Source organism: Cohnella sp. (assembly GCF_041640265.1).
Classification (GTDB): domain Bacteria; phylum Bacillota; class Bacilli; order Paenibacillales; family Paenibacillaceae; genus Cohnella.
This window is the reverse complement of sequence record NZ_JBEQAP010000009.1, coordinates 148616-165790: the sequence shown is the minus strand read 5'-3', so window position 1 is coordinate 165790 and position 17175 is coordinate 148616. Positions and strand designations below refer to the sequence as shown.

Sequence of the window (17175 nt, the reverse complement as noted above, 5' to 3'; positions counted from 1 at the left end):
AACGTAGCATGGAAACACCATCCGTTCGGTATAAGTTTAGTTATATTATACCATATTAACGCGGTGTCGCATTAAATTAATTGGACATAATAAAAGCTGTCGAGACTTTCTCGACAGCCTGAAGGAGTATGCCTTTGTGCATACTCCTTATTATTTTTTTATGCTATATATCTAAGGTTACTACCCTGAACATGCCTACCTCCAAAGTAACGAAAGAAGGCATGTTCAGGGTAGTAACTAAAAAAGGTTAAAGAATTAAGATAGTAAGTAAGGGACAAAACTTTTGCCGTCCATATCCGTATTAAAGACAACATATTTGTTGCTTTTAAGTAATCTGGTGAGCTGTTGATTAACGTTCATTTTCCCACACATTTTATAGATTCCTAGCCTTGCAACTTCAAGTCATGAGTCGAAGCTGCTAGCAATCTCGCTGAGAGAACTTATCAACTGCTCCAACGGCATCGGCCTGCCAATGAAATAGCCTTGTATTTGGTCGCATTTCAGGCTCTGAAGTCGGCTAAGCTGCTCTCTGGTTTCCACGCCTTCCGCTGTTACTGTCAAACCGAGACTATGCGCCAAAGCAAGAACCGCGCTGACAATTTTTTCGTCTTGGGAGCCACTGCTCATATTGCAGATGAAGGAAGGATCGATTTTGAGTATATGAACTGGCAAATGCTTGAGCAATACGAGTGACGACTGGCCGATTCCAAAATCGTCGATCGCAATTCGGACGCCAATTTCCTCCAGCTTTCTCAGCATAACAATGCTGTGCTCCAGATCCTGTACCGCTGTATATTCAGTAATTTCCAGGCACAAATGACTCGGATCGATGCCGGTCATACGCAGCACCTCCCGAACCGATTCCGGGAATTGTTCCTGAAGGAACTGCTTCACTGAAATGTTCACGGACATAACAAACGATGGAAGCCCTTCTTGAATCCACTGTTTATAGGCCATACAAGCCTGCTCCAGAACCCATTGTCCAATCGGAATAATCAATCCCGTCTCTTCGGCAAGAGGAATGAATTCGGATGGGGAGATGAGTCGTCCTTCCGACGACTGCCAGCGAATGAGCGCTTCGGCTCCATACACTTTGCCAGTCGCAAGTGAAATTTGCGGCTGGAAAAAAAGCCGGAATTCGTCCCTTTTCAGTGCATTACGCATTGCTTTCTCAAGGTTGAAGCGCTCTACGACGCGAAATCCGAGCTCGGGCGTGTATGATTCGACCGCATTGCCGTCCGTCTCTTTTGATCTATACATCGCCACATCGGCAAATTTGATCAGTGTTTCAGAATCTTGACCATGATCAGGGTACAGGCTAATTCCAACGCTCGCCGTCACGAATAGCTCATGACCCTCCAGGTAGAAAGGAGCTGATAAAAGAAGCAGTATCCGGTCGGCAGTCTGGCACGCATCTTTTTCCCCTTTAATCGATGGAAGCAGAACGATAAACTCATCCCCGCCCAGTCTTGCAATCGTGTCACTGCTTCTGACACATAGTTTTAGCCTGTCGGAAACTTGCTGGATCACCAAATCGCCTGCTTGGTGACCGAGCGTATCGTTAACGAATTTGAACCGATCTAGGTCAATTAACAGTACCGCGTGAGAATCATTAGCATGATTTCTCAAAGCCGATTGAAGCCGCTCCTGAAACAGCAGGCGGTTCGGCAATCCTGTCAAAGAATCGTGATAAGCGAGCTGGATGATGTGCTCCTCGCTATTCTTTCTCTCCGTTATGTCTGCAACCGATCCGACGATATGAATCAATGTACCTTCTTCATCCCGAATCACGCTGCCTGTCGCATGCAGCCAGACGTTACTGGCATCCCATCCGCGAAAGCGGAATTCCATTTGGATGGAGGGCTGATCCTTGAACAGGAGACGAATCGCCTCAAAGACAAGTGACTGATCATCTGGATGAACCCTTCTAAAGTACGAACGGGGCGTGCTTGTCAGCGTCTCCATTGTTCCGCGCAGCACCTTGTGGGCACCGAGGTTCCATTCGATTAAGCCTGTTCGGATATCCCAATCCCAGATGCCGTCATTTGTCGTCTGCGACACGATCTCCAGCTTCTCGGCAATAGCCCGGACCTGACGGAACAACATTTCACGCTCCAAGGCTACTAACAATATTCTGAAGCTTTGTCGGGTTAAATCGCCGCCAGCCAAATGAGAAAGCGGGTCGGCGGGACCGACGAGCGCCATGAACCCCCAGTCATGAAGCTCCGAGCTGATCATATGCAGGGTGACGCTATCTTCCCCGCCTGCATCAGCCGACTTCGGCAAGTATTCGACAGGCGGGAAATGTTCCGGCTTGTACTTTGCACCAATTGGAGGAAGAGGATCCCCCTTATGGCTAAACGTCTGTCTGACGACAAGATATTTGCCGCCTGATTTATCCGTCTCCCATAAGGCAAGGCAGCCCCAATGATTTTGGTTCCAGAACAAGTTGGAAATATGGATTTGTTCATCCTTTGTTGCGTTAATGAGAGATTGGATGACCTCGAAATGGTTTAGATTAAGCCGGTGAAGCAGCTTCCGAAGCTCCGAATAGGAAAACAGGCTGTCAGATTCCCTAGAGGAATCTGACAGCCCGACGCATCCGCAAGATTCGCGTGTAATCAAGCTAACGGGGACGTGAACTGTCTTCTCTTTTTCCTGTTCTGCTCCATCGAGCATATCTATTAAATTATCAATGATCGTTTCGGCGTATATATTGAATGGTTGTCTAATCGTCGCTAATGGTGGCTGGTTGGTTCCCGCCTGTTCGATGTCATCGAACCCGATCACCGCTACATCGCGTGGAACCGAATACCCTTGGCATTGGAGCGCTTCAATGGCGCCAATCGCGTTCAAATCCGTTCCGGCAGCAACAGCCGTGAAGGGAACTCCCGAACGAAGCAATTGCTCTGCAGCCAATGCTCCCCCGTACATCATATGATCAGCGGTTTCTACAACTAGGGATTCGTCATAAGGAATTTCAAGCTCATGAATGGCTTCCAGATAACCCTGGTAGCGCTGATGCACTTCGTAATGATCGGTCTTTCCGAGAAAGGCAATCCTTCGGTGCCCATGATCTGCCAGATGAAGAACCGCTGCCTTCATGCCTGACTGATTGTCCGGAATGACGGTGCGGGCATTGGGTATCGGAGAACGGAACCCGACACAGATTATGGGTTTATCTTTGCGGGCGATCACTTCGAAGAAAGACGATAACTCCGTCGACACGATGAGCACCCATCCATCGATCAGATCAACAGCTACCTCCGACTCTATTGGAGTAAGGCTTTTTTCGTTTTCCGTCTGAATGGCAATTAGCTGTACTTGCCGCGTACGAGCGGCTTGACGCATGGAATCAAACAATCGGCCAAAGTACTCTCCATCGAGAAAAGGAACGACTACTCCGATTCGATAAAATTGCTGCATAATTTACCTGCTTTCCGAATTATCCTTTGACCGCACCTGCTGTTATACCTGTGATGAAAAATCGGCCGAATGCGGCGAGAATGAGTAGGAGCGGGATCGTAGCCGCAAACGTACCTGCCATAATCATGGCATAATCTTTGTAATAAACCTTGCTCAGGTTGCGCAATGCGATCTGGATCGTCTGCGAATCCGATGATTTCAGAACAAGGGACGCCCAAACGAATTCGTTCCATATTCCCATAAACGTCAGAATAGCCAAGGCGGCAAGAGCCGGAAGAATGATAGGGACCACAATGCGATAATACGTCTGGAAATGGGAGCAGCCGTCTATTTTTGCAGATTCCAGCATGTGGGGATGAACCGCTGCTTCCATGTACTGCTTCAGCCAGAACACGCCGTAGGCGGATACAAGCCCGGGAACGATGATCGCTTTAAGCGAATTTATCCATCCAAATGTAGTCATAATGAAATAGGAGGGAACTAGACCCAGTTGGCTTGGAATCATCATGGTGGAAATGATGAAGACATACAATAACTTGCTTCCTTTGAACGTGATGTATGAAAAAGCGAACGCGGCCAAAGAGCAGAAAACAAGCTGGAGTATCGTCGCGATCCCCGATGCCGCTGCAGTATTCCAAAGCGCCTTAAAGAAATCAATTTCCTTAATAACCTTGCTGAAATTGTCGCCGAACAGATGGCCAGGGGTAAACAACGGGGGAAAATGGTTCACCGCTGAGGTTGTGTGCGAGCTTATAACGAACATCCAGTAAAAAGGAAAGAGTGAGATCGCAAAGAACAACATTAGAAAGAGATAAGCAGAAATAGATTCAATTGCTTTCATGCATCCTCCCGCTGGCTTAATCCGCTGAATGGATTTTTCTTGTCATATGCGAATTGATCAGCGAAATGGCGATGACAATCAAGAACAGCATCCACGACACGGCTGATGCGTAACCGAACGAATGATTCACAAACGCCTGATTATACAAATACATGACCACGGTCAGCGTCTGACTCTGCGGTCCACCAGTTGGTCCCGAAAAAATGTGCGGCTCGGTGAAGATCTGCATGCCGCCTATAGTGGACATAATTATAGTAAATAGAAGAACCGGCCTAATCATTGGAATTGTGATAAAGATAAACTGTCGCACCCTTGATGCGCCGTCGATGCGGGCTGCCTCGTAAAGTGCTGTTGGAACGCCTTGAAGCGCTGCCAAATAAATCAAAGCATTGTAGCCAGTCCATCTCCATATGATCATAACGGAAACGGCAATTTGTGCTCCCCAGTAGTTAGCGCTCCAATTGAATTTTTCAAACCCGAACTGCACCAAAATCCAGTTGATTAAGCCGTAATTATATCCAAATATGCTGCTGAAGATCACGGCTACAGCTACAAGCGAAGTGATGTTCGGAGCGATGGCTGAAATACGGAAAAGAGTGATCCCTTTAATAGAACGGGAATTCAGTAGATGAGCCAACAACAACGCCAGAAATAACTGTGGAAGCGTTGACATCACCCAAATAGAACAAGTATTCCGACAGACTTCCAGAACAGCGGGTCATTCGTGAATAATCCTTCATAGTTTTTCAAACCAATAAACTGCCTGCCTCCTATAATATTCCACTTAAAAAAAGAGATATATAACGACCATAAAATGGGGAATAACGAAAACACACCGAAGACGATAAAAATCGGCGAGATGAAAAGATACCCAATGACGTTATCCCTGAGCTTATGGATAACGTACCAGCGGGTCTTCGGCTTGCTCTTGCGAGAGTCGGACATACCCGTTACAGGATGATCCACGCTTGACCCCCTTTCTGCCGGCGCTTGGCATACTAATGCTGAGCTTTACTTTTGGCTGATAACCAGCCTGACACCAATCAGTGTCCGAGGTCGCGCTTTGCCGTTTCTATTCCTTTTCTGAACGTTTCCTCCGGATTTACGCCGTTCTTCTCCACATTCCATAGGGCTTGGATCAAGGCTGCATTTACTTTGTCGTAATCCGGACCGTAGTAGACCGGGAGGACTTTCTTGGCGGCTTCTGCATAAATTTTGCCGATCTCTGCGTCGCCATAGAACGTATCTTTGAAGTTCACAATAGCCGGATCTGAATAAATGTCGGGTGTGGACGGGAAGTTGCCGTTTTTCTTGAACAGCTCCAGCTGTGTTTCGGGAGAGGTCAAATATTTGATTAAATCGTATGCTTCTTTAGGGTGCTTGCTCTCCTTGGGAATCGTCAGGAACGAGCCACCCCAATTGCCCGAGCCTTCCGGCATCAGTGCGATATTCCATTTCCCGCTTGAATCTGGTGCGTTAGCTTTCATAAAGCCCATCATCCAGGCAGGCGCAAGAACGGTTGCAAAATCGCCGTTGTTCATGCCCGCGCCCCATTCCGGCGTCCAGGCCGATATTTCGGCAGTCAAGCCTTCCTGAGCCGCTTTAACCGAAATATCCCAGGCACGCTTAATATCTGGATTTGTATCGGCGATGAGGTTCCCCTTATCGTCGAAATATTGCAGCTTCCCTTGCCCCCGGATTACGAAGAATAGAGCTTCCGCAGCGTATGTCATTGGCTTTCCAGTTTTGCTCTTAATCGTTTTGCCAATTTCCAAGTATTTCTCCCAACTTGGCAGCAGCGCAGACACTTCTTCTGTGGTCGTCGGCAGACCTGCCTGTTGGAACAAGTCCGTACGAAACATAATGGCCATAGGGCCGATATCGGTCGGAATACCATAAATGAATTGACCATCCTGGCTAGAGGCTTGAACGAGTTTCCAGTCCAGAAAGTTGCCAATGAAATCCTTAGCTCCCATATCAGCCAAATTGTTGAATTTGCTCGGGTCGGATTTGAATTTGTCTATGTAACTGATCTCAACCACCGCGACATCTGGCACGCCTCCGCCTGCCGCCAATGCCGTCATCAAACCATTGTGATGGTCCGCATATTCCTGCCGCTGTATGTTGACTTTAATGTTTGGATGATCCTTTTGGTATTGCTCAATAAACGGTTCCATCCCGGTTCCCGTAAAAAGCCACATATCAAGAGTAACTTTCTCCCCACTTAATTCATCATTTGACTTGGCGGCGCTTGGAATGTTTGAGCTGTCTTCCTTGCCGCTGCAAGCAGCCAAGGTCAGAGCCATAACAAAAACCAATGCCAGTCTAATTAACCGCATCATCTTATGATTCACCCTTATAATTTATTTTCGTTACAGCTTGGTCTCCTCTAAATTTAGGGGAGGGTACTGCATATAAGCAAAGGGGATACTGAGATTGCGGGATTCATCTCTGCCCTTCTCCTTCAAAACCAGCAACTGACTGAATTGGTCACAGTTCAAGCCAAGCGAATTGAAGTACTTGAGAAGCGTGTTCGCGAGGTACCTTCTATGAGGGAAACGTTGTCCATGATTGCTCAGCGGCGTATTTCTAAGACCATTATTCTTTTGGCCATGCGATATGTAATGGCATCTATTGCGCGTTGCATACCGCAGAGCATGACGGTCACGAGTGAGCGCAGCGAATGAAAGAATTGCTACAAGAAAGCTGGAAACTCGCTCAAGCTTCTCGTCATAATAAGATCCCTCTTGAGGAGAATGTCATCCAAGCGATAAAAGAATTCTCGATAATATTCTTGAAAGCGGTAAGATCGAATGGGCGAAGGATAGAGCAAAGCTAATATGGGCCAACGAGGTCGAAAAGCAAAGAAAAAGGATTCCCTAAGTGTTTTACACTTTCGGGATATCCAGTACACAAAGAATGAAAATCAGTTGATTTTAGAAAGCCATTGAACCGCTTCTTCCAGGTTGTCAAACTCTTCCGATGTTTTCGAACTATCGAGCGCTGAAGTGACTCTGTTTACGCTTGATTTGGCTATTACTTTTTCTGGTAGTACAATCGCCGAATAATTAATTCCTGCTTCAATAGACCTTGCATACCAATCTTGGGCGACCCAATTCTGATCATCCTGCGATATGGCAGACATCTTGCGGCAATCGTATAGAACCTTTTTACTCTGTTTTTGAACCGCTAAATCTAATATCTTGTTTATAGGCGTTCGATATTGTTCGCCTTGGGCAAAACTTTTCCACTCGAAAATAACTGCTTTAACCGCTTCATTCCATGAAACCTTTGCTTGAGGAGATTCATAATAAATCATGCTATTCTCACACTCCATATCAACTTGAGATATACACATTCCCATACTAGAGTATCAACTTTTGTCGATAAGCTGAATGGATTATTTTAAAGAGCTGAGATGGATTTTTTCATACATCTGGTAATTGAAATGAAAAAATATTTTGAGACTCCTGCATAGCATAAAAATCCATCTTAACTGTTTTAAAATGACCATTTCAGTCAAATGCAATACGTGATAGGATTTGCATGGAAATCTTGACGTGAATGACCACTGAGGTGAGTACACATGCGGTTAATTTCAACAGCTAATTGTCATCCTGGAATGGCTATAGCAAAAAACATTTATACAGATAATGGTGCGGTTTTGATTGGGGTCGGGGTATCTCTGACGGAAAGAATGATCGAGAGTTTAAAGGGGCGTAATGTTTCTCATCTGTATATCAAGGACAAAGCCACAGAAGACTTGGAAAATGTCGATGATGTGCCATTGGAATTGCGAGTCGAGGCGGCCACCGTAATTCATGAGACCTTTAATCAAATACAAGCCGCGAATAATAAATGGCTAAAAGCAATCAATCACTTGAATGTCGATAAACTGCAAAAGGTTTTTAAGGATCTTGTATATGAGCTTCGAGCAAATAAAAACGTAATTAGTCTATTGACCAATGTAACTGTTCATGATAACTACATATTTTCCCACTCCGTCAACGTTACAATTTATACCTTAGCGATGGCCATCAAGCTTGGATATAACGACAAACAATTAAATGACCTTGCAATAGGCGGAGTGTTTCATGATATTGGTAAATCGAGAATTCCTTTGGATGTCTTAAATAAAAAAGGAAGGCTGTCCGATGAAGAATTCACCACGATCAAAAACCATTCGGGATATGGGTTTGAAATATTGAGAAACCAGCCAAGCATTTCACTGCTTTCCGCTCATTGTGCTTATCAGCATCACGAGAAACTCGATGGTTCAGGATATCCGAGAGGTTTGAAAGGGGATGAAATTCATCCGTATGCCAAGATTATGGCGGTAGCTGATGTGTTTGACGCTCTCACGTCCACAAGGTCTTATCGAAATGCCATGCTTCCTCATGAAGCAATAGAGGTGCTGTTTACGGAAGCAAATACCCATTTTGACTCCAGTATCATTCAAACTTTTCGGCATTCCGTAGCCTCCTATCCTATAGGCGTAACCGTGAAGCTCAATACGGGGGAAACAGCGGTAGTTGCTCAATATTTGTTCGATTCTCCGGGACGACCGATCGTTCGCGTAGTCAAAGATTCTTATGGAAAAAATTTAGATAAAGCCTACGATCTTGATTTATCGAAGAACCTCACACTCTTGATTACCGAGTGTGATGCGATAATGTAAGCAGGAATTTTAGCTTAGAAATTAGCCATCACGGAAAAGCAACAATCGATAACCCAAATAAAGGGCTACTCAAAAGTTAAACCCTTTTGAGTAGCCCTTTCAAATAATCAAAGATCGTGAAGCCTTCAGCAACGCACAGAATTGTATGTCGTACAATAATAGTTATTCGACATATAAGGAGTTGAAATGATGATAAACGAAACCTTCAAACAGAAACAGATAGATATTAGAGAATCAGGCGAACAAGGTCATCCTATCAGTGATGATCAAATCATTCGTCTGTTTTTGGCAACGTGCACTCACTCAACGAACACGATAAGGAATTATTATCGAGCGATAGAGCGGTTTCGTTCATTCCTCGCCTATCAGCCGTTGGGTAAGGTTTCTTGGAAAGAGGTGGAGGCCTTTAAAATCGGGCTTATGCACGGAATTGAAGGGTGTGCTCTCAAACCGCTTGCGCCCGCTTCTGTTGCTTCCTTTATCGCACCGCTTAAATCGTTGTACAAATGGGCTAGCGATGCAAATATTGGTTTTTTTAGGCAAAATCCGACTACAAGCGTCAAAATACCTGCGGTACCCATTACCAGCAAAAAACATTTTTTAACTAAAACAGAAGTAGGGAATTTATTGAAACAATTATTGAATAAAAGCCTTAGAAACTATTTAATCGGTTTAACATTGGTCATGCTGGGGCTCAGAGTATCAGAATTGATTGGTATTGAATGGCGTGATTTTGATAAGGATGTTTCCGAGGCTTCCGTATGGTTATCCATCAGAGGGGCAAAAGGAGGAAAATATCGAGAAGTAAAAGTGCCGCAGCAACTATGGGAGATGTATTTGGATTATTACAAGTTAGAAAGTAAACTCGAAGGGGCTGCGTCGGATTGGAGGCTGTTTCCTCTCACATCGCGGCAAATTGAACGGATCATCCGTCAAGCAAGTGAAGAAAGCGGTTTGGAGAAGAAAGTGACACCCCACTGGCTGCGTCACACCAACGCCACGATGGCTCTTCTGAGCGGCGCTTCGCTGCAACAAGTGCAAGAAACATTAGGTCATTCGCACATTAACACAACGCAACGGTATCTCCATACGGTTGAACAATTGAAAAAAGCGGCTCCCGATTTTGTCGAGGAATTTTTATCGGACTACATTGGAAACCCGATGAAAGAATAAAGGAGTTAAGAAATTCCTAAATCCCATATTGTGGCATGGGCATGAATACCCTATAATAGTGCTAAAGACTTGTTTTTTTGCAGATTTATGTCGAATAACTATTATTGTACGACATTTTTACGATTAACGATCATTGTAAATATTTCTTATGAAATTTAAACTTTAGTGGGTAATTGGGTCATCCTTTTGTAGTAGGATAGGTCTTTAATTCTATAATATAGGATAAAAGATGCGCTCTCTAAAAGGAGCGCGTTTGAATTTTTCGGAAACAATTTTTTATGAATATCAAATCATTAAGAGGAAAGGAGGAGATTCCGATCAAAGTACGTCTAGGTTTTCAGGGCACGATGTTTCTCATTTTTTCGCTTCTGTCCCTGATAGGCGTAACCGTAACATTCTCGGGTGTCTATTTGTATATGTCGAATTATATGGAAAAGCATTCTATCGAGAATATGGAACAGCTAACAGTGAAGATGTCAGAACAGATTGACTCGTTTTACAACGAGATGGATCACATTTCGCTTCAAATCCTTTATAGTCCCGAATTAATAGAGATAATGAGAAAAGCAGCCCATTCCAACAATAGTGAAAACTACTTTACTGAGCACACAGAAAAGGAACGCATCGTAAGGAAATACCTAGATTCCTTTATTGGCCCCGACCTTACGGTATCGAGGATCAGTATGTATAATGACCGAGGCGATTATGTGAGCATGGGGATCATTCCTGATAAGGCAAGCGTTATCCGGTACCAAATGCAAAGCGATTTATATAAAGCATCCTTTTCTGCTGGAAACGATAGCACTAAATTTTCCAGACCTCATGCCGATATGTGGTCGGCGGATCGAAGTCAAAAGTTAATTTCGTTCTACAGAGAAATTCGCGACGTATCGGATTCGTACGGTATTATCGAAATTCAGCAGAATGTTTCGACATTCGAAAAGATTCTGCGTGTTCCTAATAGTAGAGAGATGAAAGTATACGTATTTGATAAGGACGGCTTGCCAGCATACATAAGTCATGATACGGAATTGTCAGATCATATTACCATGCAGCAATTGCTTGGAGGCCAATCAACAGTTAATCAAGCCGATTATATCTTTGCCAGCCATCAGTCTCCTTTGAGCCAATGGAATATTATTCTTGCAGAGCCCAAGTCAGAGTTTTTCTCGCCTATTAAGGTCGTAGGAAGATTATTATTCATCGTGAGTCTATCGATTGTTGCTCTCAGTCTAATTATGAATTTCGTGATTACGAAACAATTGACAAAACCGTTTCGCAAGATGCGCGATTCGATTCGAAATGTTAGTTATAACAATCTATCGATTGAAATTGACGATACGTCCAATGAAATCATTCTCATGAACAATGCTTTCGAAAGCATGTTCGAAAGACTGAAGGATTCGATGGAGCAAGTTGTACAAGCGCGTTCGCGGGAAATGAAGGCTCGCATGAATGCCTTGGAATCGCAAATGAATCCTCACTTTTTGTATAATGTGCTGACAGTCATAGGTACAACCGGAGAGCAAGCCGGAGTGGATAAAGTGATGGAATTGTGCGAAAAGCTTTCAGGTATTCTCAGATATTCTTCAAGAAATCGTGATGGAGAAGTTACCGTTCGAGATGAGTTGATCTATGCACAGCAGTATTTGGATCTTATGAGGGAGAGATATGAAGAACACTTCCAATACAGATTAGAAATGGATGAGGAAACGCTGACTTTAGAGGTGCCGCGACTGATTTTTCAGCCTATTATCGAAAATTGTTTTCGGCATGCCTTTCAAAAGGTTGGTCCACCGTGGTCTATCCATCTTTCAATCAAACAAACCGTTGATCTGGAGTGGATGTTTGAGGTTAAGGATTGGGGGGACGGCTTTGATCGGGCAGTCCTTGAAAATCTGCAACAAAGAATGGAGAGCTATACATACAATGCCGATTACATCAACACAACGGAAGAATCATCCGGAAATGATGGCGGAGTCGGTCTTTTCAATACATTTATCCGATTGATGGTTACCTATGGCGAGAAGGCGTTTTATGAAATATTGACTAACGATCCTAATGGAACAATCGTTCGAATGGGGGTGAGGCGCAAATGATTAAAGTCATGATTGTCGAAGATGAAGCACCGATTCAACGCAGCATCAAATCGGCAGTTGAGTCCGCCGATGACAGGTTTGAAGTCATTGCTACGGCATATAACGGTCAAGAGGCGTTGATGCTTGTTCAAGAGCTGCAGCCGGATATTATTATAACCGACATCCGTATGCCGGTAATGGACGGCCTTGCTTTAACGGAGAAGGTACGGGAATTATATCCTCATATTCAAATCATTCTGCTAAGCGGCTATCAGGAATTTGACTATGCGAGAAAAGCCATGCTGCTTGGTGTGGTACATTATCTGCTTAAACCGGTATCACGTAAGCAAATAAAAGAACTGCTTGAGACGGTCCTTCTGGATACATTAGGTAAGAGAAGGGAGTTGCATAGACAGTATGTGGCTTCTCTTATTCACGGAAAACTTCTATCGATGTTTCCCTTTTTGCAACAAAATCCTTATAAGTCGCATTTGTTGATTTTATGTTGTGCAGGACCGATACCGACTTTTTCCTTCGACGATGAAATCCCCGGAAAAGTGTACTGGGAAGACAATGATCTACAATCTATTTTGGTTGATGTAATGGAGGGGCATGGTGATTTCGCTGTCGTGAATGGAAAATCCATTTCAGAACAAGTGATCATGCTTTCCTTTTTTCGAAATCAGGAGATCATTCGTTCTCCGCGAGAATGGGCGGATATCATTGCGGATCGCTTGGGAAGCGAAATGCCTATTTCAATCGTTTGCAGCGAGCTTTATTCCGATCTGCAGGAAACGGCGGCTGTTGCTCAAGTCAGCCGTTCCAAGCTTTATAAACGGATGATATTCGGTATTCCACTCCGTTTATCAATAAGTGACCGGATTGGTGATTCAATTGCTGGTCCGGAAACCGATCCTCTTCTAAAGCGGAAGCTTACCGTGGCTTTGGGACAAAAAAATCCTGAGTTTTTCAAGATTGAAATGCATAGATTGTTTGAAAAATGGAAGCAAATGCAGATGAGGCAAATCTATGTTGAGAAGAGATTAAAGAGCATGCTGCAACTCCTGCTGCATATAACGGGTTCCAGGTTGTACTCCAGCGAGATGCTCGAAATTGACGTTAATCGAATGATTATGCAGTCTGCAAATTATAAGGAATTATATCGCTATACGTGTGGAATCATCGATTTCTTATTCACCCTTAACGATTCGGAAAATGGAGACGAGAACGATAACGATAACGAAAGAATCGCAATGAAAATCGAGAAGCATCTGAAAGAACACTTTGCGGAACAGATTAACCATCAGATGTTATCCGATATATTTGGTCTTGTTCCTTCGTATTTGAGCAAAATTTTCACCAAGTTCAAAGGGATTTCACCTGCCAAATATATCATCCAGCTTCGAATCGAGAAAGCTACGGAATTGCTGCTGGATCCAAGATGGTTAACCAAAGAAATTGCGGAAATTGTCGGCTACGACGATCCAAGCTATTTCAGCCGGATATACAAACGCGAAACTGGACTATATCCGTCAGAGTTTCGTGAACAAAACGGAGTGAATTTAGCAGATGACCACATGAAACAGAATCATTGAGTCGGCTTCTAGTTTTACCAATAAATTACTTTCGTTCTATTCCCGAGAACTTATATAATGAAAACGAGTTCTAATTGAGTAACCGGGAGGCATTCGGAATGAGAAAAGATCTTCTTGTTACCATATGCTTACTTCTAATTACGTCGGTAATTTCAAGTTGCGGTAATGCTAAAGCGATTGCGACTCCGAACAAGCCTGAAACCAGGGAAAAAGAAGCTCAGATCATTACGCTGATGATGGCGCAAGGCAAGTTTTCCGATGCTTACAAGGAGCTTCAGGATAAACTCAAAGCGGAAGAGAATATCACCCTAGTCCTCCAAACCCTTCCGGTGGATCAATATGACAATGTTGTTAAATTGAAAATTGCGGCAAGAGAAGTACCGGATATTATCGTAAAAAATGTACCTGATAGATATGAGGAATTAGATGCTTCGAAAAACATGGTAGATCTGAGTGGCGAAAGGTGGGTTAACCGGCTTACGAATCCTGACTTGCTCAGAGCTCCCGACGGCAAAATTTACGCTTGGCCCATCGAGTCTTCGACTTTCTATGCAGCAGCCTATTATAACAAGAAAGTGTTTGCCGATTTGGGATTAATTAAGCCGACAACGTACGCCGGATTCCTCAATTTATTGGAAGCGATTAAGACAAGTGGAAATGGAGTTATTCCGATTTTCATGTCCAATAAAGATAAGTGGACGACACAAATCTTTATTACAGCGGGGCTTCCGGTTCTGCTTGGAGACAAAGCCAAGGAAACATGGGACAAGCTGCTGGACAATCGATTGAAATGGACCGAAGTTCCGGAATTCAATACCATTCTGAATCTCTATGTGGATTTGTACAAGAAAGGTTATGTGAATGAAGATCACGCTTCCACAACCTTTGAAGATGCGAAAGCGGCACTGGCTGCAGGAATGGCTGCAATGGTGTATAACGGCGAATGGACGGCAGCCGATTTAGTTGCAACATACGGTATGAAATCGGATGATATCGGCGCTTTCATCATCCCGTTTGGCGACAGGGATCTTATGGCAATGGGCGGTTTTGTGACGGGCTGGCTTATTCCGAAAGATGCGAAAAACATAGCAGGTGCCAAGAGAGTGTTGGAGCTTCTATCGCAACCGGAGTATATGAACCTCTATTTTGCGAAGTACCCAGGTTTCCCCGGCTTTAAGGACGTAAATGGCGGAGAAGTGGCATCCGAAGTGATGGAACTGGCAGAAAAATATATTAATGGAAATAAACACACTTGTGAAATGAATGCCCCAATGAGCTTCGCGAATCCGCTTTTCATCGATAACCTATGGGGACCATATGTTGATATCTCGACAGGTGAAAAAACGCCGGAGCAAGTCATCGAAGCCTGGCAAGTCATCTACGAGAAATATATGAAAGATAAACATAGACCCGGATTCTAGAGGGAAGGCTTATCGGGACGGATCACTTTTGTTATTTATCTCTTTGAGTATGGCTGCATCTGCTTTATTTTTAATTGCTTTAATAGTATCGTCTAACGAACTTGTACCAATGAGATAACGTTCGCTTTCCTGAAGAATAATATTGCTATACTCCGCTGCCGCAGGCCCCATATTTTTTTCTTGAACGTAGCCTAATTTGTTATCAAAGAACGCTTTGGAAAGCTCATCTACGGTTACGCTTCCATCGGAAATCTCTGCGATTTGCTTAATTGAATCTTTTTGAGCAGTTGTGTCTGCTAATGCAGGTATGATTCCAACTATTTTAGCAGAGTTCTCTGCTTTGAATTTCACATATTCCAAAGCTTCCTTCGGATGAGTCGATTGTTTATTCACAGCATGGGTAAAAGTTACGCCAAAATTATTTGTTCCCTTGCCATCCGTTGGAATTTGTGTAACGCCCCATTTCCAATCCTTTGGAAAATCCTTCTCGTTGGTAAGCAGACCGGTATACCAGCTCCCAATAAGATGCATCCCATATTCCCCGGACATAAATCCATCCCATTGCAGCTTTTTTGATCTAAAATCAAGCAAAGTGGGTTGAATCTTATGGACGTTCCCTAAATCTGCAAGCAGGTGTAGATAAAGTAATGAACTTGTGTGAAAAGCTTTCTGGCATGCTCAGGAATACTTCGAAGAATCAAGACAGAGAGGTTACGATTCGTGATGAATTGATCTACACCCAGCATTATTTGGACCTTATGAAAGAAAGATACGAGAACCACTTCCAATATCGATTGGATATAGAAGAAGAAACGCTTTCTTCAATAGTACCTCGTCTAATCTTGCAGCCCTTAATCGAAAATTGTTTTCACCATGCTTTTCAAAAGACTAGTCCACCGTGGGTAATCCATCTTTCGATTGAGCAGACAATAGATCATTGCTGGTTGTTTGAAGTAAAGGATTGGGGGGACGGCTTTAATCCGACAGTCCTTGAAATGCTGCATCAAAAAATGAATTCAGATGATAAATCTATTGTTGGATATAGAAGTGAAATTGAAGAATCATCAGAGAATCAAGGTGGGATCGGTCTCTTCAATACATTAAATCGTATGAAACTCATGTATGACAGACAGGCTATTTATGAGATTTTACCTAATGAATCAGCTGGAACGATTGTTCGAATCGGGGTGAAACGCAACGGATTTTAAAAAAATCCATTCAACTGATTAAAAAAAGCCATCCCAAAAGTCGGTGAATCATGATAAAAATTGTAATAGGATAGTCAGATTGTAGAATGATCGGAGCGTGAAGATAATGAAAGTGAGTAATGCTCTAACTTCATTCCAATCCTCGCAAACCATGGTAGAGACGTTAGCCGCTAATAAGTGGATGGGGTTCTTACGCAATAAAGATCTGGATACCTATCGACATTGCCTGAGAGTAGCCAATATGTCCAAGAAAGTGGCGGCTGTTTTCCAGCTCGCTCCTCACGTTTCAGATAATCTTATCACAGGTTGTTTCTTGCACGATCTAGGAAAAATCATGATTCCAAGCGATGTGCTTCTGCAGAAAGGATCGCTCGACTACAAGCAGTGGTTCCTTGTTAGGATGCATCCTCAGTTGGGCGCCGAACTGTTAGAGCATATGCCGAACATTGATAGGGAAATCATCGATGTAGTTCGTTATCATCATGAACGATGGGACGGAAATGGATATCCGGAGGGATTGTCAAGGGAGCAGATCCCTTTCTTGGCGCGTATTTGTGCCATAATCGATGCGTTCGACTGCATGATCTCCAATCAACCCTACAGAGGCGCTATGTCCGCAGAAGAAGCGAAGAACGAGCTAATCAGAAACAGCGGCACACAGTTTGACAGCAGGTTGGTGCCTCCTATTCTCGATTGTTTGAAGTGACTGTAGACGAACCAAGCGACCTACTTGCTGCCATACTTTCTTTAGCCTT

Annotated in this window: 15 protein-coding genes; 8 read left to right on the top strand and 7 right to left on the bottom strand. The window is 43.7% G+C overall.

The annotated features are described in order from the left end of the window. Window positions 1-402: 402 nt before the first annotated feature. The 5 genes from ACESLK_RS09810 to ACESLK_RS09790 all read right to left on the bottom strand — a co-directional run bounded on the left by ACESLK_RS09810 (window position 403) and on the right by ACESLK_RS09790 (window position 6609). Window positions 403-3426, bottom strand: coding sequence for an EAL domain-containing protein (locus ACESLK_RS09810; RefSeq protein ID WP_373229217.1), 3024 nt, complete (start codon window positions 3424-3426; stop codon window positions 403-405). 19 nt (window positions 3427-3445) lie between these two features. Then, on the bottom strand, window positions 3446-4267 hold the full coding sequence (locus ACESLK_RS09805; RefSeq protein WP_373229216.1) for a carbohydrate ABC transporter permease: 822 nt from the start codon (window positions 4265-4267) through the stop codon (window positions 3446-3448). Between the two features lie 16 nt (window positions 4268-4283). Further along, complete coding sequence (locus tag ACESLK_RS09800) at window positions 4284-4940, bottom strand: carbohydrate ABC transporter permease (RefSeq protein WP_373229231.1); 657 nt, start codon at window positions 4938-4940, stop codon at window positions 4284-4286. Further along, complete coding sequence (locus ACESLK_RS09795) at window positions 4940-5233, bottom strand: carbohydrate ABC transporter permease (RefSeq protein ID WP_373229215.1); 294 nt, start codon at window positions 5231-5233, stop codon at window positions 4940-4942. Before ACESLK_RS09795 ends, ACESLK_RS09800 begins: the two co-directional genes overlap by 1 nt. Before the next feature lie 77 nt (window positions 5234-5310). Continuing rightward, window positions 5311-6609: an ABC transporter substrate-binding protein gene (locus ACESLK_RS09790; RefSeq protein ID WP_373229213.1), complete on the bottom strand. Its 1299-nt coding sequence runs from the start codon at window positions 6607-6609 to the stop codon at window positions 5311-5313. Window positions 6610-6753: 144 nt separating this feature from the next. Between ACESLK_RS09790 and ACESLK_RS09785 the strand changes: the two genes are divergently transcribed. Beyond that, window positions 6754-6954: a hypothetical protein gene (locus ACESLK_RS09785; protein WP_373229212.1), complete on the top strand. Its 201-nt coding sequence runs from the start codon at window positions 6754-6756 to the stop codon at window positions 6952-6954. Window positions 6955-7193: 239 nt separating this feature from the next. On the opposite strand, the gene ACESLK_RS09780 is transcribed toward ACESLK_RS09785, so the two are convergent. Then, a complete protein-coding gene (locus ACESLK_RS09780; protein ID WP_373229210.1) occupies window positions 7194-7586 on the bottom strand; it encodes a hypothetical protein in 393 nt (130 codons plus the stop codon). A gap of 303 nt (window positions 7587-7889) precedes the next feature. On the opposite strand from ACESLK_RS09780, the gene ACESLK_RS09775 reads away from it, so the two are divergent. The 5 genes from ACESLK_RS09775 (at window position 7890) to ACESLK_RS09755 (ending at window position 15212) form a co-directional block, all read left to right on the top strand. Further along, window positions 7890-8945, top strand: coding sequence for an HD-GYP domain-containing protein (locus tag ACESLK_RS09775; RefSeq protein ID WP_373229209.1), 1056 nt, complete (start codon window positions 7890-7892; stop codon window positions 8943-8945). A gap of 189 nt (window positions 8946-9134) precedes the next feature. Next, entirely contained in the window at window positions 9135-10118 is a 984-nt protein-coding gene (locus tag ACESLK_RS09770; protein WP_373229208.1) for a tyrosine-type recombinase/integrase, read from the top strand. Between the two features lie 278 nt (window positions 10119-10396). After that, window positions 10397-12217, top strand: a complete 1821-nt coding sequence (locus ACESLK_RS09765) for a sensor histidine kinase (protein ID WP_373229206.1) — start codon at window positions 10397-10399, stop codon at window positions 12215-12217. Then, window positions 12214-13791, top strand: a complete 1578-nt coding sequence (locus ACESLK_RS09760) for a response regulator transcription factor (protein ID WP_373229205.1) — start codon at window positions 12214-12216, stop codon at window positions 13789-13791. The genes ACESLK_RS09765 and ACESLK_RS09760 overlap by 4 nt, the downstream gene beginning before the upstream one ends. 98 nt (window positions 13792-13889) lie before the next feature. Continuing rightward, window positions 13890-15212 (top strand): ABC transporter substrate-binding protein, encoded by a 1323-nt coding sequence (locus tag ACESLK_RS09755; RefSeq protein WP_373229204.1) that lies wholly within the window; start codon window positions 13890-13892, stop codon window positions 15210-15212. Window positions 15213-15221: 9 nt separating this feature from the next. On the opposite strand, the gene ACESLK_RS09750 is transcribed toward ACESLK_RS09755, so the two are convergent. Further along, entirely contained in the window at window positions 15222-15803 is a 582-nt protein-coding gene (locus ACESLK_RS09750) for an extracellular solute-binding protein (RefSeq protein WP_373229202.1), read from the bottom strand. A gap of 32 nt (window positions 15804-15835) precedes the next feature. Between ACESLK_RS09750 and ACESLK_RS09745 the strand changes: the two genes are divergently transcribed. Continuing rightward, complete coding sequence (locus tag ACESLK_RS09745) at window positions 15836-16420, top strand: sensor histidine kinase (RefSeq protein ID WP_373229229.1); 585 nt, start codon at window positions 15836-15838, stop codon at window positions 16418-16420. A gap of 106 nt (window positions 16421-16526) precedes the next feature. Next, the gene (locus ACESLK_RS09740; RefSeq protein WP_373229200.1) at window positions 16527-17126 is read left to right on the top strand and encodes an HD-GYP domain-containing protein; all 600 of its coding nucleotides are present in this window, start codon (window positions 16527-16529) and stop codon (window positions 17124-17126) included. Window positions 17127-17175 lie beyond the last annotated feature (49 nt).

What these genes read in the sequence shown, in the direction of transcription:
- ACESLK_RS09765 (WP_373229206.1), top strand. Translation starts at nt 10,397, where the DNA reads ATGAATATCAAATCATTAAGAGGAAAGGAGGAGATTCCGATCAAAGTA.
- ACESLK_RS09760 (WP_373229205.1), top strand. Translation starts at nt 12,214, where the DNA reads ATGATTAAAGTCATGATTGTCGAAGATGAAGCACCGATTCAACGCAGC.
- ACESLK_RS09800 (WP_373229231.1), bottom strand. Translation starts at nt 4,940, where the DNA reads ATGTCAACGCTTCCACAGTTATTTCTGGCGTTGTTGTTGGCTCATCTA.
- ACESLK_RS09755 (WP_373229204.1), top strand. Translation starts at nt 13,890, where the DNA reads ATGAGAAAAGATCTTCTTGTTACCATATGCTTACTTCTAATTACGTCG.
- ACESLK_RS09810 (WP_373229217.1), bottom strand. Translation starts at nt 3,426, where the DNA reads ATGCAGCAATTTTATCGAATCGGAGTAGTCGTTCCTTTTCTCGATGGA.
- ACESLK_RS09775 (WP_373229209.1), top strand. Translation starts at nt 7,890, where the DNA reads ATGGCTATAGCAAAAAACATTTATACAGATAATGGTGCGGTTTTGATT.
- ACESLK_RS09740 (WP_373229200.1), top strand. Translation starts at nt 16,527, where the DNA reads ATGAAAGTGAGTAATGCTCTAACTTCATTCCAATCCTCGCAAACCATG.
- ACESLK_RS09780 (WP_373229210.1), bottom strand. Translation starts at nt 7,586, where the DNA reads ATGATTTATTATGAATCTCCTCAAGCAAAGGTTTCATGGAATGAAGCG.
- ACESLK_RS09805 (WP_373229216.1), bottom strand. Translation starts at nt 4,267, where the DNA reads ATGAAAGCAATTGAATCTATTTCTGCTTATCTCTTTCTAATGTTGTTC.
- ACESLK_RS09790 (WP_373229213.1), bottom strand. Translation starts at nt 6,609, where the DNA reads ATGATGCGGTTAATTAGACTGGCATTGGTTTTTGTTATGGCTCTGACC.
- ACESLK_RS09770 (WP_373229208.1), top strand. Translation starts at nt 9,135, where the DNA reads ATGATAAACGAAACCTTCAAACAGAAACAGATAGATATTAGAGAATCA.